The sequence below is a fragment of the Streptomyces sp. NPDC059909 genome (assembly GCF_042730885.1).
GTDB lineage: Bacteria > Actinomycetota > Actinomycetes > Streptomycetales > Streptomycetaceae > Streptomyces.
Window position 1 is genome coordinate 1 of the sequence record NZ_JBHWKX010000048.1, and the last position, 23702, is coordinate 23702.

The 23702-nt window shown below is 72.2% G+C and carries 21 protein-coding genes and 1 pseudogene; 7 read left to right on the top strand and 15 right to left on the bottom strand.

The window, feature by feature from the left end; genetic code table 11:
- Positions 1–134 precede the first annotated feature (134 nt).
- Positions 135–1562, bottom strand: coding sequence for an MFS transporter (locus tag ACFV9O_RS27410; protein ID WP_385422305.1), 1428 nt, complete (start codon positions 1560–1562; stop codon positions 135–137).
- Between the two features lie 131 nt (positions 1563–1693).
- On the opposite strand from ACFV9O_RS27410, the gene ACFV9O_RS27415 reads away from it, so the two are divergent.
- On the top strand, positions 1694–2689 hold the full coding sequence (locus ACFV9O_RS27415; protein WP_385422307.1) for a sigma-70 family RNA polymerase sigma factor: 996 nt from the start codon (positions 1694–1696) through the stop codon (positions 2687–2689).
- A 6-nt stretch (positions 2690–2695) separates the two neighbouring features.
- Here the strand turns inward: ACFV9O_RS27415 and ACFV9O_RS27420 are convergent, their stop codons facing one another.
- The 5 genes from ACFV9O_RS27420 to argC are packed head-to-tail and all read right to left on the bottom strand — an operon-like array spanning position 2696 to position 7545.
- Positions 2696–3235: an arginine repressor gene (locus ACFV9O_RS27420; RefSeq protein ID WP_385422309.1), complete on the bottom strand. Its 540-nt coding sequence runs from the start codon at positions 3233–3235 to the stop codon at positions 2696–2698.
- A 7-nt stretch (positions 3236–3242) separates the two neighbouring features.
- Positions 3243–4442, bottom strand: coding sequence for an acetylornithine transaminase (locus ACFV9O_RS27425; protein WP_385422311.1), 1200 nt, complete (start codon positions 4440–4442; stop codon positions 3243–3245).
- Positions 4439–5344 (bottom strand): acetylglutamate kinase, encoded by a 906-nt coding sequence (gene argB / locus ACFV9O_RS27430; RefSeq protein WP_385422313.1) that lies wholly within the window; start codon positions 5342–5344, stop codon positions 4439–4441. The genes ACFV9O_RS27425 and argB overlap by 4 nt, the downstream gene beginning before the upstream one ends.
- Before the next feature lie 21 nt (positions 5345–5365).
- Positions 5366–6520, bottom strand: a complete 1155-nt coding sequence (gene argJ, locus ACFV9O_RS27435) for a bifunctional glutamate N-acetyltransferase/amino-acid acetyltransferase ArgJ (RefSeq protein ID WP_385422315.1) — start codon at positions 6518–6520, stop codon at positions 5366–5368.
- A complete protein-coding gene (gene argC / locus ACFV9O_RS27440) occupies positions 6517–7545 on the bottom strand; it encodes an N-acetyl-gamma-glutamyl-phosphate reductase (RefSeq protein WP_385422317.1) in 1029 nt (342 codons plus the stop codon). Before argC ends, argJ begins: the two co-directional genes overlap by 4 nt.
- A gap of 235 nt (positions 7546–7780) precedes the next feature.
- Here argC and ACFV9O_RS27445 point away from each other — a divergent pair, with 235 nt between their 5' ends.
- A complete protein-coding gene (locus ACFV9O_RS27445; protein ID WP_385422319.1) occupies positions 7781–8575 on the top strand; it encodes an ArsR/SmtB family transcription factor in 795 nt (264 codons plus the stop codon).
- 84 nt (positions 8576–8659) lie between these two features.
- Positions 8660–9757, top strand: coding sequence for a pyridoxal-phosphate dependent enzyme (locus ACFV9O_RS27450; protein WP_385422321.1), 1098 nt, complete (start codon positions 8660–8662; stop codon positions 9755–9757).
- Here ACFV9O_RS27450 and ACFV9O_RS27455 read toward each other — a convergent pair.
- From ACFV9O_RS27455 to ACFV9O_RS27465, 3 genes are all read right to left on the bottom strand, one after another.
- Positions 9734–10309, bottom strand: coding sequence for a histidine phosphatase family protein (locus tag ACFV9O_RS27455; protein WP_385422323.1), 576 nt, complete (start codon positions 10307–10309; stop codon positions 9734–9736). The two genes, ACFV9O_RS27450 and ACFV9O_RS27455, sit on opposite strands and share 24 nt — an antisense overlap.
- A 61-nt stretch (positions 10310–10370) precedes the next feature.
- A complete protein-coding gene (locus ACFV9O_RS27460; RefSeq protein ID WP_385422325.1) occupies positions 10371–10811 on the bottom strand; it encodes a GNAT family N-acetyltransferase in 441 nt (146 codons plus the stop codon).
- 126 nt (positions 10812–10937) lie between these two features.
- Entirely contained in the window at positions 10938–12374 is a 1437-nt protein-coding gene (locus ACFV9O_RS27465; protein ID WP_385422327.1) for a PLP-dependent aminotransferase family protein, read from the bottom strand.
- Between ACFV9O_RS27465 and ACFV9O_RS27470 the strand changes: the two genes are divergently transcribed.
- Together ACFV9O_RS27470 and ACFV9O_RS27475 are read left to right on the top strand one after the other, a co-directional pair.
- Positions 12373–13383, top strand: coding sequence for a DMT family transporter (locus ACFV9O_RS27470; RefSeq protein ID WP_385422329.1), 1011 nt, complete (start codon positions 12373–12375; stop codon positions 13381–13383). The two genes, ACFV9O_RS27465 and ACFV9O_RS27470, sit on opposite strands and share 2 nt — an antisense overlap.
- A 92-nt stretch (positions 13384–13475) precedes the next feature.
- The gene (locus ACFV9O_RS27475; protein ID WP_385422331.1) at positions 13476–13670 is read left to right on the top strand and encodes a DUF1918 domain-containing protein; all 195 of its coding nucleotides are present in this window, start codon (positions 13476–13478) and stop codon (positions 13668–13670) included.
- Between the two features lie 49 nt (positions 13671–13719).
- Here ACFV9O_RS27475 and ACFV9O_RS27480 read toward each other — a convergent pair whose 3' ends face one another.
- Positions 13720–14961 carry a glycoside hydrolase family 10 protein gene (locus ACFV9O_RS27480; protein ID WP_385422333.1) on the bottom strand — a complete coding sequence of 414 codons (1242 nt, stop codon included), beginning with the start codon at positions 14959–14961 and terminating at the stop codon, positions 13720–13722.
- 146 nt (positions 14962–15107) lie between these two features.
- Between ACFV9O_RS27480 and ACFV9O_RS27485 the strand changes: the two genes are divergently transcribed.
- Positions 15108–15968 (top strand): 3-hydroxybutyryl-CoA dehydrogenase, encoded by an 861-nt coding sequence (locus ACFV9O_RS27485; protein WP_385422395.1) that lies wholly within the window; start codon positions 15108–15110, stop codon positions 15966–15968.
- A 187-nt stretch (positions 15969–16155) separates the two neighbouring features.
- Positions 16156–16413, top strand: a complete 258-nt coding sequence (locus ACFV9O_RS27490; RefSeq protein ID WP_385422335.1) for a hypothetical protein — start codon at positions 16156–16158, stop codon at positions 16411–16413.
- 56 nt (positions 16414–16469) lie between these two features.
- Here ACFV9O_RS27490 and ACFV9O_RS27495 read toward each other — a convergent pair whose 3' ends face one another.
- The 5 genes and pseudogenes from ACFV9O_RS27495 to pheS form a co-directional block, all read right to left on the bottom strand.
- Complete coding sequence (locus ACFV9O_RS27495; protein ID WP_385422337.1) at positions 16470–17000, bottom strand: NUDIX domain-containing protein; 531 nt, start codon at positions 16998–17000, stop codon at positions 16470–16472.
- Positions 17001–17085: 85 nt separating this feature from the next.
- Positions 17086–18426 carry a transcriptional regulator gene (locus ACFV9O_RS27500; protein ID WP_385422339.1) on the bottom strand — a complete coding sequence of 447 codons (1341 nt, stop codon included), beginning with the start codon at positions 18424–18426 and terminating at the stop codon, positions 17086–17088.
- 260 nt (positions 18427–18686) lie between these two features.
- Positions 18687–19633 (bottom strand): annotated as a pseudogene (locus ACFV9O_RS27505) (PP2C family protein-serine/threonine phosphatase).
- 398 nt (positions 19634–20031) lie between these two features.
- Positions 20032–22563, bottom strand: a complete 2532-nt coding sequence (gene pheT / locus ACFV9O_RS27510) for a phenylalanine--tRNA ligase subunit beta (protein WP_385422341.1) — start codon at positions 22561–22563, stop codon at positions 20032–20034.
- Positions 22563–23687, bottom strand: coding sequence for a phenylalanine--tRNA ligase subunit alpha (gene pheS / locus ACFV9O_RS27515; protein ID WP_385422343.1), 1125 nt, complete (start codon positions 23685–23687; stop codon positions 22563–22565). Before pheS ends, pheT begins: the two co-directional genes overlap by 1 nt.
- Positions 23688–23702 lie beyond the last annotated feature (15 nt).

Below are 23702 nucleotides of genomic sequence, written 5' to 3' on the forward strand. Positions count from 1 at the left end.
GGCCGGTGCGGCGACACGACGTCCGCCGGACGACCACACACCGATTTTCACGCACGCAGGGTGTCGCCGTCAGGCGACCGGATTACTGACCCCGGGGCCGCCGAGCGAGCGCCGGGGCGGCGGCCTGGGGTCTCTCAGCGGCGCGCGCGGCCGAGGAGCAGCAGGGCGACCAGCAACCCGGCCGCCGAGAAGCCGATCGAGGCGGCGAAGTCCGTGCGGAAGCCTTCGGTGAGGGCGGCGAGGGGGTCGGCCGCGCCGGTACGGGGCACGGCGACCGTGGAGAGGACGGCCACACCGAACGCGCCGCCGATCTGGAACGACGCGGTGTTCAGTCCGGAGGCCAGTCCGGACTCCTGTTCGGCGACTCCGGCGAGCGACGCGACCGATGCCGCGACGAAGGCGGCACCGAGCCCCGGCCCGAACACCAGCAACCCGAGGAAAATGTCACCGAAGTAGCTGCCGTCCGTCGCGACCTGGGTGAGCAGAAGGCAGCCGATGCCCGTCAGGGCCATGCCGACCACGGCGACGGAGCGCGGCCCGGTGCGGGTGACGACGGCCTGGCCGGCCACCGAGCCCACGGCCGCCATGACCGGCATCACGGCGGTGCTGAGTCCGAACAGCAAGGCGGAGTAGCCCAGCACCTGCTGGGCGTACTGGGACACCGTGAGCGACATGCCCCAGGCGGCCATGCCGAGGAGGATCAGCACGAGGTTCCCGCCCACCAGCGCTCGCGAGCGGAAGATCCGCAGCGGCGCAAGCGGGGCGGCGGAGCGCGACTCGACGAGGGCGAAGACCGCGATCAGCAGTGCCGACAGGCAGAGCAGCCCGACGGTCCGGCCGTGGCTCCAGCCGATGTGCGGTGCCTCGACCACGGCGTACACGAGCAGGGCGAGCGCCGCGGTGACCGTCACGGCACCCGCGAGGTCGAAGTGGCGCTCGCGCGTCAGGGCCCGGCTCTCGCGCAGCAGTACGGGGCTCAGCCCGAACAGCGCGAGGGCGACGGGCACATTGATGAAGAAGATCCACTCCCAGCCGAGCCATGACGTCAGCGGGCCGCCGATCAGCAGCGCGGCCGTGGCACCGATGCCGCCGACCGCCGACCAGATGCCGAGCGCCTTGTTGCGCTCGGAGCCCTCGGCGAAGGTCGTCATCAGGATGGAGAGCGCGGTGGGCGCCATGATCGCCGCGGAGATGCCCTGCAGGACCCGGGCCACGATCAGCACGCCGCCCGTCCAGGCGAATCCGCACAGCAGCGAGGAGACGAGGAACAGGGCGGTGCCCGCCATGAACATGCGGCGCCGGCCGAGCAGGTCGGCCGAGCGACCGCCGAGCAGCAGCAGACCGCCGAAGGCCAGCAGATAGGCGCTCATGACCCACTGTTCGCCGCCTCCGGGGAAGCCCAGATCGCGCTGGATCGACGGGAGGGCGAGAATGACGATCTGCGCGTCGAGAATGACCATGAAGTCGGCGGCGCAGAGCAGTGCCAGCGCCCTCCAGCGGCGCGGATCCGGCTGCTGCTCCGCATCGGGCCGATGCTGTGTCCGGGGTTCTGAATCGTCCATACCCGTACTGACGGGGCGGTTGCGGAAAAGTCGTCGCCCTTCCACCGGGTGGCGGGCGATGAGTTCCGGCCGGTCTCCGAGTCTGTTCAAGTGGGCCACGTACGTGCGAAGGGGCGGAGGGAGTGACCGTCATGGCGAGCGACACGGACTTCGCGAGCCTCACCGAGCCGTACCGTCGCGAGCTGCTCGCCCACTGCTACCGGATGCTCGGCTCCGTGCACGACGCCGAGGACCTCGTCCAGGAGACGTATCTGCGCGCCTGGCGCGCGTACGACGGCTTCGAGGGCCGCTCCTCGCTGCGCACGTGGCTCTACCGCATCGCGACCAACGCCTGTCTGACCGCCCTGGAGCAGGGCAGCCACCGCCCGCTGCCGTCGGGGCTCGGCGCGCCCGGCGACGACCCGGGCGGGCCGCTGGCTCCCGGGCAGCCGGAGGTGCCCTGGCTGCAGCCGCTGCCGGACGGGCTGCTCGCGGCGGACCGCGCCGAAGGGGCCGACCCGGCCGCCGTCGTCGCCTCGCGCGAGAGTGTCCGGCTGGCGTTCGTCGCCGCGCTTCAGCTGCTTCCGCCCCGGCAGCGGGCGATCCTGATCCTGCGCGATGTGCTGCGGTGGCGCGCCTGCGAGGTCGCCGAACTGATCGAGACCACGGAGACGGCCGTGAACAGCGCCCTTCAGCGCGCCCGCGCCCAGCTGTCCCGGGCCGCTCCCGAGGCGGACGCGGTGGCGCGTCCCGCCGATGCCGAGCAGCGGGAGCTGGTGGAGCGCTACGCGAAGGCCTTCCAGAACGCCGACATCAACGGCCTGATGCGGCTGCTGACGGACGACATCGTCTTCGAGATGCCGCCGGTCCCGACCTGGTTCACCGGCCGTGAGGCCGCCGGGCGACTGATCTCGACGCACTGCCCGGTGTTCGGCATTCCGGGCAGCCGTCTCGTCCCCACGGCGGCCAACGGCCAGCCGGCGCTCGCGCTGTACGAGTGCGGCGAGGACGGCGTCCTGCGTGCGTTCTCCGTCGAGGTGCACACCGTCACGGCGTCCGGGATCGCCCGGGTCGTCTCCTTCCAGGCCCCGTCGCTCTTCCCTGCCTTCGGGCTGCCGCTCGCCGAGCAGGCACCGGCGGTGCGCTGAGGCCTGTCAGCGGTCGTTCTGCGCCAGCCGCAGCAGATGGTCCGCCAGCGCCTTGCCGCCCGCCGGGTCGCGGGAGATGAGCAGCAGGGTGTCGTCCCCCGCGATCGTGCCGAGGATCGCGTGCAGTTCGGCCTGGTCGATGGCCGAGGCGAGGAACTGGGCCGCGCCCGGCGGCGTGCGCAGGACCACCAGGTTCGCCGAGGCCTCCGCGGAGATCAGCAGCTCACCGGAGAGGCGGCGCATCCGCTCCTCCTTCGCGGACTCGCCGAGCGGCGCCTGCGGGGTGCGGAATCCGCCCTCGCTGGGCACCGCGTAGATCAGCTCGCCCCCGGTGTTGCGGATCTTCACCGCGCCGAGTTCGTCGAGATCCCTGGAGAGCGTCGCCTGGGTGACGCTCAGCCCGTCGTCGGCGAGGAGCTTCGCCAGCTGGCTCTGCGAGCGCACCGGCTGCCGGTTGAGGATGTCCACGATCCGGCGGTGGCGTGCCGTGCGGGTCTGCGGCACCGACTGGCCGCCGGTCACGGTGTCCTGCGTCGCCTCGGTCATCGTCGTCTCATTCTCCGGATCTTCCGTCCCCGTGCTGTGCTGCGTCGAGGATGCCGGGGAACGCCTGGAGGAATGCGTCCACCTCCGCGTCGCCGATGATCAGCGGCGGCATGATCCTTACGACATCGGGGGCGGGCGCGTTGACCAGGAGGCCGGCACCCTGAGCCGCCTTCTGCACCTGGGGTGCGAGGGGCTCGTTGAGCACGATACCCAGCAGCAGGCCCGCGCCGCGGACATGCGAGACCAGAGGATGGGCCAGGGACTCGATTCCGTCCCGGAGCCGCTCGCCGGTCCGCTTCACCTCGTCGAGTGTGCCGTCGAGGGTCCTGAGTACGGCGAGTCCGGCCGCACAGGCGACCGGGTTGCCGCCGAAGGTCGTGCCGTGCTGCCCCGGCCGGAAGAGGTCGGCCGCCTCGCCGAACGCGACGACCGCGCCGAGCGGCAGGCCGCCGCCGAGGCCCTTGGCGAGGGTGACGATGTCCGGCTCTACGCCGTGGGCCTGGTGCTCGAACCAGTGCCCGGTCCGTCCGACGCCGGTCTGGACCTCGTCGAGGACGAGCAGGGTGCCGGTGGCACTGGTGATCTCGCGGGCGGCCTTGAGATAGCCCGCGGGCGGGACGACCACGCCCGCCTCGCCCTGGATCGGCTCGATGACCACGATGGCAGTGTCGGTGGTGACGGCGGCCCGCAGCGCCTCGGCGTCGCCGTACGGAACGTGGGTGACGTCTCCGGGCAGCGGGAGGAACGGCTGCTGCTTCGCGGGCTGGCCGGTGAGCGCGAGGGCGCCCATGGTCCGGCCGTGGAACCCTCCGGCCGTGGCGACCATGTGTGTGCGCCCGGTCAGCCGGCCCAGCTTGAAGGCGGCTTCGTTGGCCTCGGCGCCCGAGTTGCAGAACAGGACACGTCCGGGCCGGCCGAAGAGCTGGAGCAGCCGCTCGGCGAGGGCGACGGGCGGCTCGGCGACGTACAGGTTGGAGACATGGCCGAGCGAGGCGATCTGCCGGGAGACGGCCTCGACGATCGCGGGGTGGGCGTGGCCGAGCGCGTTGACGGCGATGCCGCCGACGAAGTCGAGGTACTCGGTGCCGTCGGCGTCCCAGACCTTCGCGCCCTCGCCGCGGACGAGGGACAGCTGCGGGGTGCCGTAGTTGTCCATCATCGAGCCCTGCCAGCGCTGCGACAGCCGCTGATTGGCCGTGTCGCTCACGGGGTTCCCCCTTCGGTTCCGTCGGGCACGACCATCGTGCCGATGCCCTCGTCGGTGAAGATCTCCAGGAGGATGGAGTGGTGCACCCGGCCGTCGATGACGCGTGCGGTGTTGACGCCGTTGCGCACGGCGTACAGGCAGCCCTCCATCTTGGGGACCATTCCGCTGGAGAGCTCGGGCAGCAGCTTCTCCAGCTCGGTGGCGGTGAGGCGGCTGATGACCTCGTCGCTGTTCGGCCAGTCCTCGTAGAGGCCCTCGACGTCGGTGAGGACCATCAGGGTCTCGGCACCCAGGGCGGCGGCGAGCGCCGCCGCCGCGGTGTCGGCGTTGACGTTGTAGACGTGACCGTCGTCGGCGCTGCGGGCGATCGACGAGATGACCGGGATGCGGCCGTCGTTCAGCAGTGCCCGGATCGCTCCGGTGTCGATCTCGGTGATCTCGCCGACCCGGCCGATGTCGACGAGCTCGCCGTCGATGGTCGGGCGGTGCTTGGTGGCGGTGATGGTGTGCGCGTCCTCGCCGGTGAGGCCTATGGCCAGCGGGCCGTGCTGGTTGAGCAGCCCGACCAGCTCGCGCTGGACCTGTCCGGCCAGCACCATCCGTACGACGTCCATCGCTTCGGGCGTCGTCACGCGCAGTCCGGCCTTGAATTCGCTGACCAGCCCGTGCTTGTCGAGCTGTGCGCTGATCTGGGGGCCGCCGCCGTGCACGACGACGGGCTTGATGCCGGCGTGCCGCAGGAAGACGACGTCCTGGGCGAAGGCCGCCTTCAGTTCCTCGTCGACCATGGCGTTCCCGCCGAACTTGATGACGACCGTCTTGCCGTGATGCCGGGTGAGCCACGGCAGTGCCTCGATCAAGGTCTGCGCCTTGGGGAGTGCGGTGTGCTTACGCGTGCTCATGTGTCCCTTGTCCCTGGATCCTCAGGAGGAGTAGGCGCTGTTCTCGTGGACGTAGTCGGCGGTGAGGTCATTGGCCCAGATGACGGCCGATTCGCTGCCCGCGGCGAGGTCCGCGGTGATCCTCACCTCTCGGTAGCGCATGTCGACCAGGTCGCGGTCCTCGCCGACGGAACCGTTCCTGCAGACCCAGACGTCGTTGATGGCCACGTTGAGCCTGTCGGGTTCGAAGGCGGCCTTCGTCGTGCCGATCGCCGACAGCACCCGGCCCCAGTTGGGGTCCTCGCCGTGGATGGCGCACTTGAGGAGGTTGTTGCGGGCGATCGAGCGGCCCACCTCGACGGCGTCGTCCTCGCTCGCCGCGTTGACCACCTCGATGCGGATGTCCTTGGACGCGCCCTCGGCGTCGCCGATGAGCCGGCGGGCGAGATCGTCGCAGACGGCCCGTACGGCCTCGGCGAACGCGTCGTACTCCGGGGTGACCCCGGCGGCACCGGACGCGAGGAGCAGCACGGTGTCGTTGGTGGACATGCAGCCGTCGGAGTCGACCCGGTCGAACGTGACGCGGGTGGCGTCGCGCAGCGCCTTGTCGAGGGTGGCGCTGTCCAGGTCGGCGTCGGTGGTGAGGACGACGAGCATGGTGGCGAGGCCGGGGGCGAGCATGCCGGCGCCCTTGGCCATGCCGCCCACGGTCCAGCCGTCGCCCTGGTGGACGGCCGTCTTGTGGACGGTGTCCGTGGTCTTGATGGCGATGGCGGCCTTCTCGCCGCCGTGCGCGCTGAGCTCGGCGGCCGCCTTCTCGATGCCGGGCAGCAGCTTGTCCATGGGCAGGAGGACGCCGATGAGCCCGGTGGACGCGACGGCGATCTCGCCGGCGCTGTGGCCCTCCAGGACCTCGGCGGCCTTCTCGGCGGTGGCGTGCGTGTCCTGGAAGCCCTTGGGGCCGGTGCAGGCGTTGGCGCCGCCGGAGTTGAGGACGACGGCGGAGACCTCGCCGCCCTTGAGGACCTGCTCGGACCAGAGGACGGGTGCGGCCTTGACGCGGTTGGAGGTGAAGACTCCGGCGGCGGAGTGGCGTGGCCCGTTGTTGACGACGAGCGCCAGGTCCGGGTTGCCGTTCTCCTTGATTCCGGCGGCGATTCCCGCGGCCGTGAATCCCTTAGCTGCCGTCACCGTCATGGCGCGACTCCGATCGTGGAAAGTCCTGTGGTCTGGTCGAGACCGAGGGCGATGTTCATGCTCTGGACCGCGCCGCCCGCCGTGCCCTTGGTGAGGTTGTCGATGGCGCTGATCGCGATGATGCGGCCGGCGGCCTCGTCGTGGGCGACCTGCACCTGAACGGCGTTGGAACCGTAGACGGACGCCGTGGCGGGCCACTGCCCCTCGGGGAGGAGGTGGACGAACGGCTCGTCGGCGTACGCCTTCTCGTACGCGCTCCGTACGGCGTCGGCGGTCGTGCCCGGCTTGGCCTTGGCGCTGCAGGTGGCGAGGATGCCGCGGGACATGGGGGCGAGGGTGGGCGTGAACGACACGGTGACCGGCTCCCCCGCCACCGCGCTGAGGTTCTGGATCATCTCGGGCGTGTGCCGGTGGCCGCCGCCGACGCCGTACGGGCTCATGGAGCCCATGACCTCGGAGCCGAGCAGATGCGGCTTGAGGGCCTTGCCCGCGCCGGAGGTGCCGGTGGCGGCGGTGATCACGGCCTCGGGCTCGGCGAGCCCGCCCGCGTACGCCGGGTAGAGCGCGAGCGAGACCGCGGTCGGGTAGCAGCCGGGCACCGCGATGCGCTTGGACCCCTCCAGCGCGACGCGGGCACCCGGCAGTTCGGGCAGGCCGTAGGGCCAGGTCCCGGCGTGCGCGGAGCCGTAGAACTTCTCCCAGTCGGCGGAGTTCTTCAGCCGGAAGTCGGCGCCCATGTCGACGACGAGGACGTCCTCGCCGAGCTGCTCGGCGACGGCGGCGGACTGACCGTGCGGCAGAGCGAGGAAGACGACGTCGTGGCCCGCGAGGACCTCTGCCGTGGTGGGCTCGAGGACGCGGTCGGCGAGCGGCAGGAGATGCGGCTGGAGTGAGCCGAGCCGCTGCCCGGCGTTGGAGTGGCCGGTCAGGGCACCGATCTCGACTCCGGGGTGCGCGAGGAGCAGTCGGAGCAGTTCTCCGCCCGCGTATCCACTCGCCCCCGCCACTGCTGCACGTACCACCATGGGACCCTCCGTCATTGATGGCATGACTATACGTAGCGCCGCAGGTTTATGCAACGAGCCCGCCCGCGAACCACATCACCATCATGAGCCCGCCCCGGCCAACGCCGCCGTACGCGACCGCGACGACGGGGGCAACGCCGGGTGACGCCGGGCACCGGCCCTTGACATGCAGCCCTTTGGCTGCCTATCTTTCATGCAGCTGAATGGCTGCATGTTTGGAGTGGCGAGAGATCCGATGGACGAGGTGTTCAAGGCACTGGCCGACGCCAGCCGCCGCCGACTGCTGGACAGCCTGAATGCCCGGAACGGGCAGAGCCTGCGCGAGCTGTGCGCCGGGCTCGACATGGCCCGGCAGTCGGTCAGCAAGCACCTCGCGGTGCTGGAGGCGGCCAATCTGGTGACCACCGTGCGGCGCGGCCGGGAGAAGTTGCACTACCTCAACGCCGTGCCGATCAACGCCATCGCCGAGCGCTGGATCAGCCGGTACGACCGCGAGCGCGTGCGCGCCCTCGCCGACCTGAAGGCCGCATTGGAGCGAGAACCCATGAACGACAACCCCTCATTCGTATACACGACGTACATCAACACCACGCCGGAGCGGCTCTGGCAGGCGCTGACCGACCCGGCCTTCACCCGCCGCTACTGGGGCGTGACGTTCACGGCGGACTGGACGGCGGGGGCGGGGATGACCTGGGAGCAGGAGGGCGTCACGATCGCGGACCCGGCCCAGGTCGTGCTCGAGTCCGAGCCGTACCGTCGGCTGTCCTACACCTGGCACAACTTCACGCCCGAGCTCGCGAAGGCCTTCGGGATGAGCGAGGAACTCTTCGCCCGGATGGCCGACGAGCCCCGGTCGAAGGTGACGTTCGAGATCGAGCCGGCCGGGGAGCTGGTGAAGCTGAGCGTCGTCCACGACGGCTTCACCCCCGGGAGCGCCGTGCTGGAGGCCGTGGGCGGGGGCTGGCCCCACATCCTGTCCGGCCTCAAGACGCTGCTGGAGACGGGCGAGGCGCTGCCCCAGCCGTCGTAGCGACCACACCACCGCCGGACGGAGGCTCTGCCATACGGAGGTGATGGTGCGGTCCGTGCCGGGCACGGCGGGGATCATAGGCACATGGTGCATGCGGAGAGCGGCGGTTGGGCCGCGGATGCCGTACGTGAGCTGTGCGCGGACGCGGATCCGACACCGCTGGTCCGGCTCGTCGGGCCGCCCGGCGAGCTGTACGTCAAGGACGAGTCCGCGCACCCGTCGGGGACGCTCAAGCACCGCCTCGTCCGGGCGCTGCTGTGCGAGGCGGTCCTGGACGGCGCGGTGCGCGAGGGGACGACCGTCGTGATGGGGTCGGGCGGCCCCGCGGCCGTGGCCGGGGCGTACTGCGCGCGCCGCGCCGGACTGCCGTTCGTCGCGCTCGTACCGGCCACGACTTCCCCGGCGGTGCGGGAGTCCGTCGAGCGGTACGGCGGGCGGTGGCGGATCGCGTCGGTGCCCGCCGACATGCAGGACGAGGCAAGCGGGCTCGCGGACAAGATCGGTGGTCACTTCCTTGACCATTTCGCCGACTCGGAGCGGGCGATCGCGCGCTGCCCGCTGCCCGATCTCGCCGAGGAGCTGTACGGGCAGCTGGCGGAGGCCGGGGCGGCGAACCCGGCGTGGCTGGTGGCCGGACTCGGGACGGGGACGACCACGGCGACGCTCGGGCGGTACGCCCGCAGGCGGTGCGGGCCCGGGACCCGGGTCGCGGGCGTGGACGCCGAGCACTCCGCGTACTTCCCGGCCTGGGCGAGCGGCTGCGCGGACTACACGACCGGGCTGCCGTCCCCGATCCCCGGCATCGGCCGGCCCCGCACGGAACCGGCGTTCCGCCCGGAGCTGCTGGACCTCGTGATCCCTGTGGCGGAGGACGCGGCGGCGGACGGGCTGCGGTGGCTGCGCGCGCAGACGGCGAACGGGAAGAACGGGTCCGGGAACGGGAACGGCGAAGGAACCGGGACCCTGGCGGTGACCCTGACCGGGGCCGGCAAAGGGAAGGGCAAGGGGAACGGCAGGGGCAGCGCGGGCTGGGGCGGGGGCGGTCTCGCGACCGGCGCCGTCGGCTGGGCCGTACGCCATCTGCTCACGCGCATGCGGGAATCGGCCGCTCCCGGGAGCGTGGTCATGGTGACCGGTGAGCGGGCGGCCCGCTCGCGCTCAGCCGCCGGCCTCCAGGCATAGGTTCCAGCGGCCCGCCCTGCCGGTCAGGACGACGGTGGAGAGCGGGCGGACGTCGACGTTCCAGTACGTCGACGGCGGAGCCTTCAGTGCGTACACGAGCGCTGCCCGTACGACGGCGGGTTCGGCGACGGCCAGCATGGAACTGCCGTCGTCGGCGGGGCGGGTGTCCAGCCAGCCGCCTATGCGGGAGATGAATCCCAGCAGCGGCTCACCGCCGTGCGGCGCCGACCGCGGATCGGCGAGCCAGGCGTCGACCGCGTCCGGCTCCCTCGCCGCCACCTCCGACAGCGTGAACCCGCGCCACCGCCCCATGTCGCAGTCGCTCAGCGCGGGCTGGGCGATCGGTGCGTACCCGAGCGCGTCGGCCGTCGCCCGGCTGCGGGCGGTCGGCGAGCAGTAGCGCAGCTCGGCGGCGCCCAGCGGCACGAGGACAGGCGCGGCGAGCTGCACCTCGTGCCATCCGGCCTGGTCGAGCGGCCGGTCGTCGTCGAAGCGCTCGGCCAGCCGGGTGGAGCAGCGCGCGGCGGCGACGAGGGTGATCCGAACACTCATGGCGGGATCGTGAGGCCGCGCGCGGCCCAGGTCAAGAGGGGTTACTGACCGTTAATGGAACTCACTGAAGTCCGAGGGCCATCCACTTCCCGGGGTCACCGAGCCGTGTGAATCCGACCTTCTCGTACACACCGTGGGCGTCCTCGGTGGCGAGCAGGATCCGGCGCAGCCCGAGCGGTGCGAGGTGGTCGCGGGCCGCCTGGACGAGTGCGGTGCCGAGCCCCTCGGCCCGCGCGGAGCGGTCGACGTACACGTCGCAGAGCCAGGCGAAGGTGGCGTGGTCGGTGACGACGCGGGCGTAGGCGACGAGCGCGCCGGATGCCGTTTCGTACGCCCCGAAGTTCAGCGACCCGGCGATCGCCCGGTCCTGCTTCTCACGGCTCCGGCCGATGGCCCAGTACGCGTCGGTGGAGAGCCAGTGGTGGACACGGGCGGGGTCGAGGCGGGCGGGGTCGGTCGAGATCTCGTAGGCACCGAAGGTGACCGTCGTGTCGTCGCTCATCACCGCACTCTCACAGGCCGGGGGCCGATTGTCAGTGGCGGCCGCCACGATCTTTCCGTGAGGCCGCGGCCTTCCGTGGCCCTGGCAGTGGTCGACCACCCGGCCGGTGACGGTACGTCACCTGTGTCAGCCCAGGATCTCGTCACAGGCGGTGCGCAGCCGCCGTACGCCTTCCGCGATCTCCGCCGGACCCGCCACGCCCGCGAAGCTCAGGCGGAGGTGGCCCGCCGGGGGTTCGGCGCTGAAGTAGGGGCGGCCGGGTGCGACGGCGACGCCGGCGCGGAGGGCCGTGGAGACGAGGGCGGACTCGTCGGTGCCGTCGGGGAGGCGGAGCCAGAGGTGGTGGCCGCCGGAGGGGATGTGCGGGAGGCCGACCTCGGGGAGGTGCAGGCCGAGGGCCGCGGTCATGGTGTCGCGACGGGTTTTCAACTCGGCTGCGACGGCGCGGAGATGGCGGCTCCAGGCCGGGGAGCCGACGAGTTCGAGGGCCGCCTCCTGGAAGGGGCGGGCGACGAAGAAGTTGTCGACGACGTGGATGGCGCGCAGGCGTTCGAGGACGGGGCCACGGGCGATGAGGGCGCCCACGCGCAGGCTCGGTGACGTGGCCTTCGTGAGCGAGCAGACGTGGACGACGACGCCGTCGGGGTCGTCCGCGGCGAGCGGGGCGGGCAGGGGACCCGCGTCGTCGTGGACGAGGCGGCGGGCGAAGTCGTCCTCGACGACGAACGCGCCCGCGGCGCGGGCGGTGCGCAGGACTTCGGCGCGGCGTCCGGGGGCGAGCACGGCACCGGTGGGGTTCTGGAAGAGCGGCTGGGAGACGAAGACCCGTGCACCGGTGGCGTGGAAGGCTGCTTCGAGGAGCTCGGGGCGCACGCCCTGGGGGTCGACCGGCACGGGCACCGGGCGGAGTCCGGCGGCGCGGGCGATGGCCAGCATGCCGGGATAGGCGGGCGATTCCACGAGTACGGGGGCGCCGGGCGGGGCGAGGGCGCGCAGCGCGGTGGCGAGGGCGGACTGACCACCCGCGGTGACCAGCACCTCGGCGGAGGTGACGCCGGGGCCGATACCGCGGGCGAACCATTCCCGCAGCTCCGGCAGCCCGTCGGTGGGCGGCCTGCCCCAGGCTCCCGGGCGCCTGCCCGCCCTCGCGAGCGCGGCGGCCATCGCCTGCTCGGGCTGGAGGGAGGGGTGCAGATAGCCCCCGTTGAACTCGACCACCCCGGGCGGCGGTGCCGCGAGCGTCACCAGCACGCCCGACGCGTCGACGGCCCGGGGCACGACCTCCGTCGCGGCGTCCGCGCTGAGAACGACCTCCTGCCAGGAGGTGTCCCCGGGGTCGGGGGTGGCCGTACGCGGCTGCGCCCGGAAGGCGCCCGCGCCGGGCCGGGTGACGACGAGTCCCTCGGCGGCGAGCTGCGCGAGGGCGCGGGAGACGGTCACCGGGGATACGCGGTAGCGCTCGACGATCGCACGGCTCGACGGCAGCTTCTCGCCGACCGAGTAGCGGTTCAGCTCTCGCTTCAGGGAGTTCGCCAGCTCGGCCACACTGCTACGCTCTCGCATGGAAGCACAGGATAGCGCTACTCCCGTCACCTCGATAGCGGTCAGCGGTTCGGTCCCGTCCGGCACGACCACGGCGGCGGCGGCCGGCACATCGGCGCCCGGCACGACGACGGCCCGCGCGACAACAGCTCCCGCAGCGACGGCCGCCGGCGGGCGCCGCGGCGGCACGGTGCTCGCCTCGCTCGGTGTCCTCGCCTTCTCGCTCACCTTCCCCTCCACCGTCTGGGGCATGGAGTCCTTCGGCCCCTGGTCCCTCGTCGCCGTACGGAGCGTCCTCGCCGCCGTCATCGCGGGCGGCTTCCTCCTCGCGCTCCGCGTCCCGGTCCCCGACCGTCGGCTCCTCGGCCCGCTCGCCGTCGTCGCGGGCGGCGTGGTCGTGGGCTTCCCGCTGCTGACGACCCTCGCCCTGCAGACCTCGACGACGTCACACGCCGCTGTCGTCGTGGGGCTCCTCCCGCTCACGACCGCCGTCTTCGCGGCCGTACGCACCGGGCGGCGGCCCTCCCGCACCTTCTGGGCCGCCGCCCTCGCCGGTGCGGCCGTCGTGATCGCGTTCACGCTGCAGCAGAGCGGCGGCGCGGTCTCCACCGGCGACCTCTACCTGTTCGGCGCGCTGCTGGTCTGTGCCGCGGGCTACACGGAGGGCGGTCGGCTCGCGCGGCTGATGCCCGGCTGGCAGGTGATCGGATGGGCGCTGATCCTGTGCCTGCCGCTCGCCGTGCCGGGTGCGGTCGTCGCTCTGATGGCCGAACCCGTCCGGCCGACCGCCCACGGCATCGCCGGGCTGCTGTGGGTGGCCGCCGGATCGACGTTCTTCGGGCTGTACGTCTGGTACCGCGGCATGGCCTCGATCGGCATCGCCAAGGCCAGCCAGCTGCAACTCGCCCAGCCCCTGCTGACTCTCGTGTGGTCGGTGCTGCTGCTTTCCGAGCAGTTCTCCCCCGCCGCTCCGCTGGCGGCGGGCGCGGTCCTCGTCTGCATCGCCGTCACTCAGCGCGCGAACTCCTGAGGACGTCTGAGACCGTCTGAGGGTGACAAGGGTCACACCCCCGGACGTAGACTCAGGAATACCGACCACCCCCTTCAAGGAGGTCACGCCCGATGGAAGCGAGTGTGGGAGACAAGCTGCTCGTGCACGGCCGTGTCGTCGGCCAGCACGACCGGTTCGCCGAAGTCGTGGAGGTTCTGGGCGATCACGGCACTCCGCCCTACCGCGTCCGCTTCGAGGACGACGGCCACGAGTGCCTGATGTCACCAGGTCCCGACACCGTCGTACGCCACCGCGAGCAGACCTGACCAGGAGTTCGGCATCACGGGGCCGGTCCTCCGGATCGGGCCCCCGAACTCAGCGCGGCGCCCGGACCCGGGTCGGATAGTGATCGGCCACGACCCTGGCCATCGCTCCGATCCGGTCCGTCGTGACCTCCTTCGCCGAGAAGAAGCAGTGGCCGCGCACCTCCGGGCGGTCGGCCGCGAGCGTGAGATGCCGTGACAGCTCGGCCGGGTCCTGCCAGGCGTCTGGCTGAGCCGGATCTCCCGCCTTGTACAGGGCCTCACCGATGTAGAGGTCGACGCCGCTCCCCCGCGCCACGTCGTCCCACCAGGGCACCAGGGTGGCGTAGTCCGCGGCGGGATGGCCGATGTGCCAGTACAGCTGAGGGACGACGTAGTCGATCCAGCCCTCGCGCACCCACGTGCGGGTGTCGGCGTACAGGTCGTCGTACGTCTCCACGCCCGCCGTGGTGTCGGAGCCGAGCGGGTCGGTCCCGGCGTTCCGCCAGACCCCGAAGGGGCTGATGCCGAAGCGCACTCCCGTACGGGTCGACCTGATCCGCTCGGCCATCTCGCGCACCAGCAGGTCGATGTTGTTGCGCCGCCAGGCCGCCCTGCCCGGAAAGCCCGCACCGTGCTCCTCGTACGCCGCGTCGTCGTCGAAGTACTGCCCGGCGACCGGATAGGGGTAGAAGTAGTCGTCCCAGTGCACGGCATCGATGTCGTAGCGCGCCACGGCGTCGAACATCGCGTCCTGGACGAACGCCCTGACCTCGGGGAGCCCCGGGTTGTAGTAGAGCTTGCCGCCGTACGGAACCACCCAGCCCGGGTTCAGCCGGGCGGGGTGCCTCGCGGAAAGCCGCGTCGGGTCCGAGTGCGTGGCGACCCGGTACGGGTTGAACCAGGCGTGGAGCTCCAGCCCGCGCGCATGCGCCTCCCGCACGGCGGTGCCGAGCGGGTCCCAGCCGGGGTCCCGCCCCTGGACGCCGGTGAGCCACTGGGACCACGGCTCGTGCGGCGACGGCCACAGCGCGTCGGCGGTCGGCCGCACCTGGAGGACGACGGTGTTGAGCCGGCGTGCCACTGCCGCGTCGAGGTGGTCCAGCAGCTCCGCGCGCTGCTCGTCCGCACTCAGACCGGTCTCGGACGGCCAGTCGCGGTTGGCCACACAGGCCAGCCACATGCCGCGGAACTCCCGCCCGCTCCGGCGGCGGGCCGGGGCGGCGGCCGCGCCCGCCGAGGTGTCCGCGGCCATGGCCAGCGCGGCGAGGGAGCCGGCCGCCGTCACGAATCCTCTTCTGGTGATCTGCGTCATAGGGCGAAGCATGCCGCCCCGGCCCTCGGAGCACACGCACCCTCGGAGTAACGTCGTGGGGTCGAGGCGGGCGCCGGAACCAAACGGGGGACCTGCCGCACTGAAGACCACGCAAGATCAGCGAAAGGCACGATGTGACCGAGACTGTGGCCGACGTATCCCGCGTCGGAGTGGTGGGCTGTGGCCAGATGGGCGCCGGTATCGCCGAGGTGTGCGCCCGCAGCGGACTCGAGGTCAAGGTCGCCGAGACCACCGGCGAGGCCCTCGAGATCGGCCGTACGCGTCTGTACAACTCCCTCTCGAAGGCCGCCGAGCGCGGCAAGATCACCGAGGAGGAGCGCGACGCGACGCTGGCCCGGCTCAGCTTCACGACCGATCTCGGAGAGTTCGCGGACCGCGATCTCGTCATCGAGGCCGTCGTCGAGAACGAGCAGGTCAAGACCGAGATCTTCCAGGTGCTCGACCAGGTGGTGACCCGGCCGGACGCGATCCTCGCGTCGAACACCTCCTCCATCCCGCTGGTGAAGCTCGCCGTCGCGACCTCCCGTCCCGACCAGGTCATCGGCATCCACTTCTTCAACCCGGCGCCGGTGCAGAAGCTCGTCGAGCTGATCCCCGCGCTCACCACCTCCGAGGAGACCATCAAGCGCTCCGAGGCCGTGGTCCAGCAGGCGCTGGGCAAGCACGCGATCCGTGCGCAGGACCGCTCGGGCTTCGTCGTGAACGCGCTCCTCATCCCGTATCTGCTCTCCGCGATCCGGATGTTCGAGTCGGGCATCGCGAGCCGTGAGGACATCGACAACGGCATGGAGCTCGGCTGCGCCCACCCCATGGGCCCGCTCAAGCTGTCGGACCTGATCGGCCTCGACACGGTGGCCTCGGTCGCCGACTCGATGTACGCGGAGTTCAAGGAGCCGCTGTACGCCGCCCCGCCGCTGCTGCAGCGCATGGTGGACGCGGGACGGCTGGGCCGTAAGACGGGGTCGGGCTTCTACTCGTACTCCTGAGGCTCGCACTCCTGAGTGCTCGCACCTTCCGAGGCGCATGAATTCGCACAGGTGTTTCACACGGGGTGTGTGGAGCGTGTCCGCATATGCCGTGCGCACACGCTCCCCTGCTCCCACCAGGCAGAGTTGACTCGGATCCGCTCAGCAGAGGGACCCGTGGGACAACTTTCCGAGGAGGAGCACTCAGGTGACCACCGACCCCGACCACTTAGCGGCCGTCGAGGAGTTCGCGGAGCTGCGCCGCACGCTCGACGTCGGCCTCGCCCGGATCGACGGGCATCTCGCCCTGCTCGCCCAGCGCCATGACCAGATCGACCGGGACCTCACCGATCTGGCCACGCGCGTGGTGGCACTCGAGCACACGAAATGGCCGCTGCCCGCCGTCGCCGCGCTCACCGCGGTGGGCGCGCTGGCGGTGGCGGTCTGGCAGGCGCTCGGACCGTAGCGGAAGCCGCCGCACGCACGACGGCGGCAGGGGCGACGGCCCTGCCGGCCGCGAGGTCAGCCCAGCCGCAGATGGTGCAGCATCAGCAGCCCGGCCGCCATGTTGGCGGCCGGGACCTCGCCACGGGCGATCATGTCGGGGACCAGCTTCAGCGGTATCCACTCGCGGCGCGAGGACTCGAAGTCGTCCTCGGGATGGCCGATGTACGTCGCCGCGTCCGACCAGTAGAGGTGGTGGCGGGCGTCGGTGAGGCCGTTGGACGGCTCGACGGTCAGCAGATGCTGGAGGGGCCCCGGTCGCCAGCCGGTCTCCTCCTCCATCTCCCGCGCCGCCGCGGCCTCGATGTCCTCGCCGTCCTCGACGACACCCGCGGCGAGTTCCCAGCCCCAGCTGTCGGTGATGAAGCGATGCCGCCAGAGCATGAGGACTTCGTTGGCCTCGTTGACGGCGGTCGCGACCGCGACCGGGCGCAGGCGGATGAGGAAGTGGTCCAAGTGCCTGCCGTCGGGCAGTTCCACGTCCGCGAGGTTGACCCGGAACCAGCGGTTCTCATACACAGTGCGTTCGCTTAAATTCGTCCACTGCACTTCTCTGCCACCTTCCGACAAGTAGATGGCAACATCGCAGCAGGAGTGCGCTCACAGGGGAACGCTCACCCGGCAACCCGCTCCGTCACAGAGGGACGCGCAGGGCCCCGTCGATGAGTTCGGCCGCCTCGGCGGCGGTCGGGGATCCGTTCTCCACGAGGTGCCGGCGGACCTCCCGCAGCCGGTCCCTCAGCCGCTGGGACTCCATCCCCCGTGCCCGCTCCGCCATTTCGGTCGCGGTCCGCGCGGCCCGGTCCGCCTCACCCTGCCGGAGCTCGATCTGGCTGAGCATGGCCAGCCGGTGGACCCGGCCCCGGTCGTGCGCCGGGGTCGCCGCGGCCGCCGCCGCGTGCTCGCGGGCCGCGGTCAGATCGCCCAGGCTCAGCAGGGCCTCCGCGACCTGGACGTTCACGAGCCCGGGCTGCACATAGCCCGTCTCGTCCGGCTCATGGCCCGGACGGATCCGCTCCGCCTCCGCCTCGGCGCGCCGGATGCAGCCGAGCGCGCTGCTGCCGTCGCCGAGATGTGCGTACGCCTTCGCCTGCATCGCGTACAGATCGGCCGCCAGCGCGGGAGTGATCTGACGCCCGGCCGCCCGCAGCGCGGCCTCCGCGAAGGCGACCGCCTGCCGGAACTCCCCCATGAACAGCGACTGGTTGACCAGGAGCGCGATGACATAGGCACCGAGGCCCCGGTCACCGCTCGCCTTCGCCAGGCGCAGCGCCTGGTGGAAGTACCGCTGGGCGAGTCCGTGCGCGTCGGAGTCGTACGCGCAGATACCCGCGACGGCCACCAGTCCGCCGGTGGCGCGGTGCAGTTGGCGGCCGAGGGTGTCGCTGTAGGCGCCGCGGAGCAGCGGGGCGGTCTCGGCGTTGAGGAACCCGACGATCCGGGAGCGGGTGGCGATGCCGCCGGCCTTCCGGTACATCAGCTCGTAGTGTGCCCGGGCGGCGCGCAGCATCTTGATGTCGGCCATGCTGACCCGGGTCCGGCCGTTGCGGGAGACGTCGGCGTCCTCCGGGGGGTTCTCCCACTCCCAGACGGGCATCACCGCGGGCGTGCCCGTGACCGCCGCCGCGCCGATGATGTGGGGGCGTTGCTGTTCGTCGGAGCGCCACAGGGCGGTGGCACGCTCGACGAATCCGGAGAGCGGTGAGCCGTGCGGGGTCGCGGAGTCCCCGGGGACGCCGAGACCGATGTCGTCGAGCGTGACCGCGCGGTGCAGCCGGGCCGCCAGCACCTCGCAGATCAGGTCGGGCACCCGGCCACGGGGCCGCTGGCCCTTCAACCAGCGGGCCACGGCCGTGTGTTCGTACCGGAGTGCGAGGCCTCTCGCCCGGCCCGCCTGGTTGACGTGGGCGGCCAGGCCGGCATGGGAGATGCCCGCCTCGTCGAGCAGGGCGTCGAGCAGGGTGTTGGGCTGCATGGGCCCCTCCATTGGCTCGGTGCGGCCCAGCGTAGTGGAGCGCGGTTCGCACGGGGTGTGAAACAAGTGCATATATCCATGCCGCGCGCGCTCTGCCGCCGTGCCGTGGGCGCCGGTTGACTGAGCTGCCTCTCATGGAGGCGGCCGGGCCGCCGGCTCCCCCTCGTACAGTGCGGCGGCCCGCACCCGCGTCGTCCGTTCTGCCGATCTGCCCGACACTCCGCGGCAGGGCGGACGGCGCCGGCCGCGAAAGCAGCTCTCTATCGATGGGAGGGTTCCGGGCGGGTACGGCGCAGCCCTGGTTCTGCGGACTGCGCCGGGACCCGCATGCGGTCGTTGCGGAGCACCAGGAGCGCCACGTCGTCGGTGAGCCGTCCGCCCGTGTGCCGCAGCAGTGCCGAGTGCACCCGGTGGATCACCGCGGCGGGGGCCGCGGGCGGGCCGGCGGCGCTGGTCCCGGCGAGCACCTCCTCCAGCCGGAAGAACCGCCCGGCGGCGTCGCGCGCATCCTCCGCGCCGTCCGTGTGCAGGAACAGCGCCTCGCCGGGCAGGAGTCGGGCACACCGGTGGACGGGAATGAGGTCCGGCAGCGGGAAGGGCCCGAGCGGCGGCAGCGGGGGCCTGCGGCAAGCGGCACGGCGCCGTGCCGCAGACGGTACGGCCACGGATGGCCGCAGTTCACGGCGTGGACGTCACCATCGGCACGGATCTCCATGAGCAGCACGGTGATGAACTCCTCGGGCTGCTCGTCCCCGGCCCGCTCCCGCGGATGGCGTTCCAGCGCACGGTCCAGTCTCCGCAGCACGCCCGGGAGTTCCGCCTCGTCGTGCGCCGCCTCCCGGAAGCTGCCGAGCACCGCGGCGACGGCCCCGACGGCGGCGAGCCCGTGCCCACGTACGTCCCCGATGACGACCCGCACCCCGTGCGGGGTGGCCACGGCCTCGTACAGGTCCCCGCCGACGGACGCGCCCCGGTACGCGGACAGCTGTCCGGCGGCGACGGCGAGACCGTCGATCCGCGGTGGCAGGGGCCGCAGCAGCACCTGCTGTGCCGCGTGCGCGATCTTCCGCACCCGCTCGAGCTCCCGCGGGCCCCGCCGCACCCAGCACAGCAGCCCGCCCCATACGGTCAGGAAGACGACGCTGGTGCTGATCCGTGCCCCGAGGCCGTCCTGAGCCGCCGGCGGGCACCAGAGCCGCCACGCCATGGCCGCGGCCCCCGCGCCCCGGGGAGCAGGAACGGCAACGCCCTTCTGGCCGGGCCGGACCGGCCGCCCCGTGCCGCCGGACCGCCCGCGCCGCCGCGCCCCGTGCGGCGGAGGCGGCAGCCATCGCCTCGTACGCCGGTGGAGCCCTGGGGGAAGGGATCCCGTGACCTGATTCGCAGCATGCCGCTGGCCCCCTCGTAGGCCAGTCCGGCGCGCAGGCCGCCCGTACGGCCGGATCGAATCTGTCGATCGCCGGTGGGGGCGCGGGAACGCCGCCCGGGCGTCTCACCCGACTGAGTGAGTAGGTCTCCCATGCCCGCAAAGGCCGAGGGGCGTACCCGGAACACATCCGGGTACGCCCCTCGGCTCTGCCAGGCAGTTCTGCCGGGCGTCGGACGTCAGGCGCCGCGCAGCACCGCGCCCACGCGCTCGGCGGCGAGCGCGACCGCGGCGTCACGGGCGGCCGAGGCCTCCTCGACGGTCAGCGTGCGGTCGGGGGCGCGGAAGCGCAGCGCGTACGCCAGCGACTTCTTGCCCTCGCCGATCTGCTCACCGGTGAAGACGTCGAACAGCCGGATGGACTCCAGCAGTTCGCCCGCGCCCTCGCGCAGGACCCGCCCGACCTCTTCGGCCGGGACGTCGGAGGAGACGACCAGCGCGACGTCCTGCGTGGCCACCGGGAAGGTGGAGATCCGCGGCGCCTGTACGACACCGGCGGACGCCCGCTCCACGCGGTCCAGGTCGAGCTCCATCGCGCAGGTGCGCGCCGGCAGACCCAGCGCGTTGAGCACGCGCGGGTGCAGCTCACCGGCGAAGCCGGCCGGCTGCTCCTCGCCGTCGATCACCACGAAGAGGCCGGCGCAGCGGCCCGGGTGCCACGGTCCGTACTGGTCCGGGCGGACGATCAGCTCCGTGCCCGCCTCACGGGCGACGGCACGCGCCGCCTCGACCGCGTCCGCCCAGTCCGCCGGGCGGCCCTTGCCCCACCAGCCGGCCTGCTCGCGGGCACCGGCCAGGACGACCGCGACGTGCCGCGGCTGGGCGGGCAGCGCGGCGTTCAGTGCGGCGATCTGCTCGTCGGTGGGCCGCCGGTCGACGGGCAGCTGCGTCGCCGCGACCCCGGCCTCGAGACCGGGCCGGAAGACCAGCCCGGTCTCGAAGAGGGCCAGGTCGTGGCTGCCCCGCCCGTGGTTGCGGCGCAGCGCGGCGAGCAGCCCCGGCACCAGCGCCGTACGCAGCGCCGGCTCCTCGTCGGAAATCGGGTTGACGAGCTTGACCACGCGGCGGCAGGTGTCCTCCGCGTCCAGGCCGAGCTGGTCGAAGATCTGCTCGCTGACGAACGGGTAGTTCAGCGCCTCGACGTATCCGGCGCCCGCCAGCGCGCGGCCGATGCGCCGGTGCAGCCGCTGCCGGCCGGTGAGCCCGCGGCCCGACGGCGGCGTGGGCAGCGTGGAGGGCAGGTTCTCGTAGCCCTCCAGCCGGATGACCTCCTCGGCCAGGTCGTTCGGCGCGTGCAGGTCGGGGCGCCACGACGGAACGGTGACCACGAGCTCGTCCTGGCCGTAGACGTCGCAGCCGACCTGCTGGAGGCGGCGCACGACGGTCTCGCGGCCGTAGTGGACACCCGCGACGCGGTCGGGGTGGTCGGCGCGCATCGTGACCGTGCGCGGCGCGGAGGGCGCCACGATCTCGGTGACGCCGGCCTCGGCGGTGCCGCCCGCGAGCAGCACCAGCAGGTCGACCGTGCGCTGCGCGGCGGCGGCCGCGGCCTGCGGATCGACGCCGCGCTCGAAGCGCCTGGACGCCTCGGAGGAGAGCTTGTGCCGGCGCGCGGTGCGGGCGATCGAGACGGCGTCGAAGTGCGCCGCCTCGATGACGACCTCGGTGGTGCCCGTGACCTCGCCGGTCTCGGGGTCGCGGACCGAGTCGGCGATCTCGGTGTTCGCTCCGCCCATGACGCCCGCGAGGCCGATCGGCCCGCGGTTGTCGGTGATGACGAGGTCCTCGGCGTCCAGGACGCGCTTGGCCCCGTCGAGGGTGGTGAACTTCTCGCCGGGCTCGGCGCGGCGCACCCCGATCGGTCCGTCGACGAGGGACCGGTCGTAGGCGTGCAGCGGCTGGCCGAGCTCGAGCATCACGTAGTTGGTGATGTCCACGGCGAGCGAGACCGGGCGCATGCCGGCCTTCTGCAGGCGGCGCTGCATCCAGATCGGCGAGCGCGCCTCGGGGTCGAGACCGACGACGGTACGGGCGACGAAGCGGTCGCAGCCGATGGGGTCGGCGATCTTCACCGGGTGGCCGAACGAGTTCGGGCCCGGGACGTCGAGCAGCGCCGGGTCGCGCAGCGGCAGGCCGTACGCGATGGCGGTCTCGCGGGCGACGCCGCGCATCGACAGGCAGTAGCCGCGGTCGGGCGTGACGGCGATGTCGAGGACCTCGTCGAACAGCTGCAGGAGCTCGGTGGCGTCGATGCCGGCCTCGTGCTCCGGCGGCAGCACGATGATGCCGTGCGAGCCGTCGTCGCCCATGCCGAGCTCGTCGCCGGAGCAGATCATGCCGCGGGACACCCGGCCGTACGTCTTGCGCTCGGCGATCTGGAAGTCGCCGGGCAGGACCGCACCGGGCAGGGCCACGACGACCTTGTCGCCGACGGCGAAGTTCCGGGCGCCGCAGATGATCTCCTGTGGTTCGCCCGTGCCGTTGGCCTGGCCGACGTCGACGGTGCAGAAGCGGATCGGCTTCTTGAACTCGGTCAGCTCCTCGATGGTGAGCACCTGACCCACGACGAGCGGGCCCTTGAGCCCGGCGCCGAGCTGCTCGACCGTCTCGACCTCGAGGCCGGCGGCGATGAGCTTGGTCTGTACGTCACGGCCGGTCTCCGTCGCCGGCAGGTCGACGTACTCCCGCAGCCATGAAAGCGGGACCCGCATCAGATCTCCATCCCGAACGGCCGGGTGAACCGGACGTCACCCTCGACCATGTCTCGCATGTCCTCGACGTTGTGGCGGAACATCAGCATCCGCTCGATGCCGAACCCGAAGGCGAATCCGCTGTACTTCTCCGGGTCCACACCGCAGGCGACGAGCACCTTCGGGTTGACCATCCCGCAGCCGCCGAGCTCGATCCAGCCCTCGCTGGAGCAGGTGCGGCAGGGCCGGTCCGGGTTGCCGACGGACTCGCCGCGGCACACGTAACAGACCATGTCCATCTCGGCGGACGGCTCGGTGAACGGGAAGAAGTTCGGCCGCAGCCGGGTCTTCATGCCCTCACCGCCGAAGAGCGCCCGCACCATGTGGTCGAGCGTGCCCTTGAGGTCGGCCATGGTCAGGCCCTCGTCCACGGCGAGGAGTTCGACCTGGTGGAAGACCGGGGTGTGGGTGGCGTCCAGGTCGTCGGTGCGGTACACGCGGCCGGGGCAGATCACGTACACCGGCGGCTCGCGGTCCAGCAGCGAGCGGACCTGCACGGGCGAGGTGTGCGTGCGCAGGACGACGCCCGAGCTCTGGGCGCCGCGCGGGCCCTCGACGAAGAAGGTGTCGTGCTCACCGCGGGCCGGATGGTCGGCGGCGATGTTCAGCGCGTCGAAGTTGAGCCATTCGGACTCGACCTCGGGGCCCTCGGCGACCTCGTAGCCCATGGCCACGAAGATGTCCTCGATGCGCTCGGAGAGCGTGGTCAGCGGGTGCCGGGCGCCGGCCGGAGTGCGGTCGTAGGGCAGGGTGACGTCCACCGCCTCCTCGACCAGCACGCGGGCGTCGCGCTCCGCCTCGAGCTCGGCCTGGCGGGTGGCGAGGGCCTTGTTCACGGCACCGCGGGCCTGGCCCACGCGCTTGCCCGCGTCGGCCTTCGCGTGCGGCGGCAGGGCGCCGATCTCCCGGTTGGCGAGCGCCAGCGGAGACGTGGGGCCGGTGTGCGCGATCTTCGCCTCGTGCAGCGCGTCGAGGTCGCCGGCGGCGGCGAAGGCGGCGAGCGCCTCGTCCCGCATGCGCTCGATCTCATCCGGTTTCAGTGCCTCGACCTCGACTGGGTCGTACGACTTATTGGGTGCCGACATGTCTTCCCGTACTTC

Coding starts and splice junctions, on each gene's coding strand:
- ACFV9O_RS27410 (WP_385422305.1), bottom strand. CDS start 1,562: ATGGACGATTCAGAACCCCGGACACAGCATCGGCCCGATGCGGAGCAG.
- ACFV9O_RS27415 (WP_385422307.1), top strand. CDS start 1,694: ATGGCGAGCGACACGGACTTCGCGAGCCTCACCGAGCCGTACCGTCGC.
- ACFV9O_RS27420 (WP_385422309.1), bottom strand. CDS start 3,235: ATGACCGAGGCGACGCAGGACACCGTGACCGGCGGCCAGTCGGTGCCG.
- argB (WP_385422313.1), bottom strand. CDS start 5,344: ATGAGCACGCGTAAGCACACCGCACTCCCCAAGGCGCAGACCTTGATC.
- argJ (WP_385422315.1), bottom strand. CDS start 6,520: ATGACGGTGACGGCAGCTAAGGGATTCACGGCCGCGGGAATCGCCGCC.
- argC (WP_385422317.1), bottom strand. CDS start 7,545: ATGGTGGTACGTGCAGCAGTGGCGGGGGCGAGTGGATACGCGGGCGGA.
- ACFV9O_RS27445 (WP_385422319.1), top strand. CDS start 7,781: ATGGACGAGGTGTTCAAGGCACTGGCCGACGCCAGCCGCCGCCGACTG.
- ACFV9O_RS27450 (WP_385422321.1), top strand. CDS start 8,660: ATGGTGCATGCGGAGAGCGGCGGTTGGGCCGCGGATGCCGTACGTGAG.
- ACFV9O_RS27455 (WP_385422323.1), bottom strand. CDS start 10,309: ATGAGTGTTCGGATCACCCTCGTCGCCGCCGCGCGCTGCTCCACCCGG.
- ACFV9O_RS27460 (WP_385422325.1), bottom strand. CDS start 10,811: ATGAGCGACGACACGACGGTCACCTTCGGTGCCTACGAGATCTCGACC.
- ACFV9O_RS27470 (WP_385422329.1), top strand. CDS start 12,373: ATGGAAGCACAGGATAGCGCTACTCCCGTCACCTCGATAGCGGTCAGC.
- ACFV9O_RS27465 (WP_385422327.1), bottom strand. CDS start 12,374: ATGCGAGAGCGTAGCAGTGTGGCCGAGCTGGCGAACTCCCTGAAGCGA.
- ACFV9O_RS27475 (WP_385422331.1), top strand. CDS start 13,476: ATGGAAGCGAGTGTGGGAGACAAGCTGCTCGTGCACGGCCGTGTCGTC.
- ACFV9O_RS27480 (WP_385422333.1), bottom strand. CDS start 14,961: ATGACGCAGATCACCAGAAGAGGATTCGTGACGGCGGCCGGCTCCCTC.
- ACFV9O_RS27500 (WP_385422339.1), bottom strand. CDS start 18,426: ATGCAGCCCAACACCCTGCTCGACGCCCTGCTCGACGAGGCGGGCATC.
- pheT (WP_385422341.1), bottom strand. CDS start 22,563: ATGCGGGTCCCGCTTTCATGGCTGCGGGAGTACGTCGACCTGCCGGCG.
- pheS (WP_385422343.1), bottom strand. CDS start 23,687: ATGTCGGCACCCAATAAGTCGTACGACCCAGTCGAGGTCGAGGCACTG.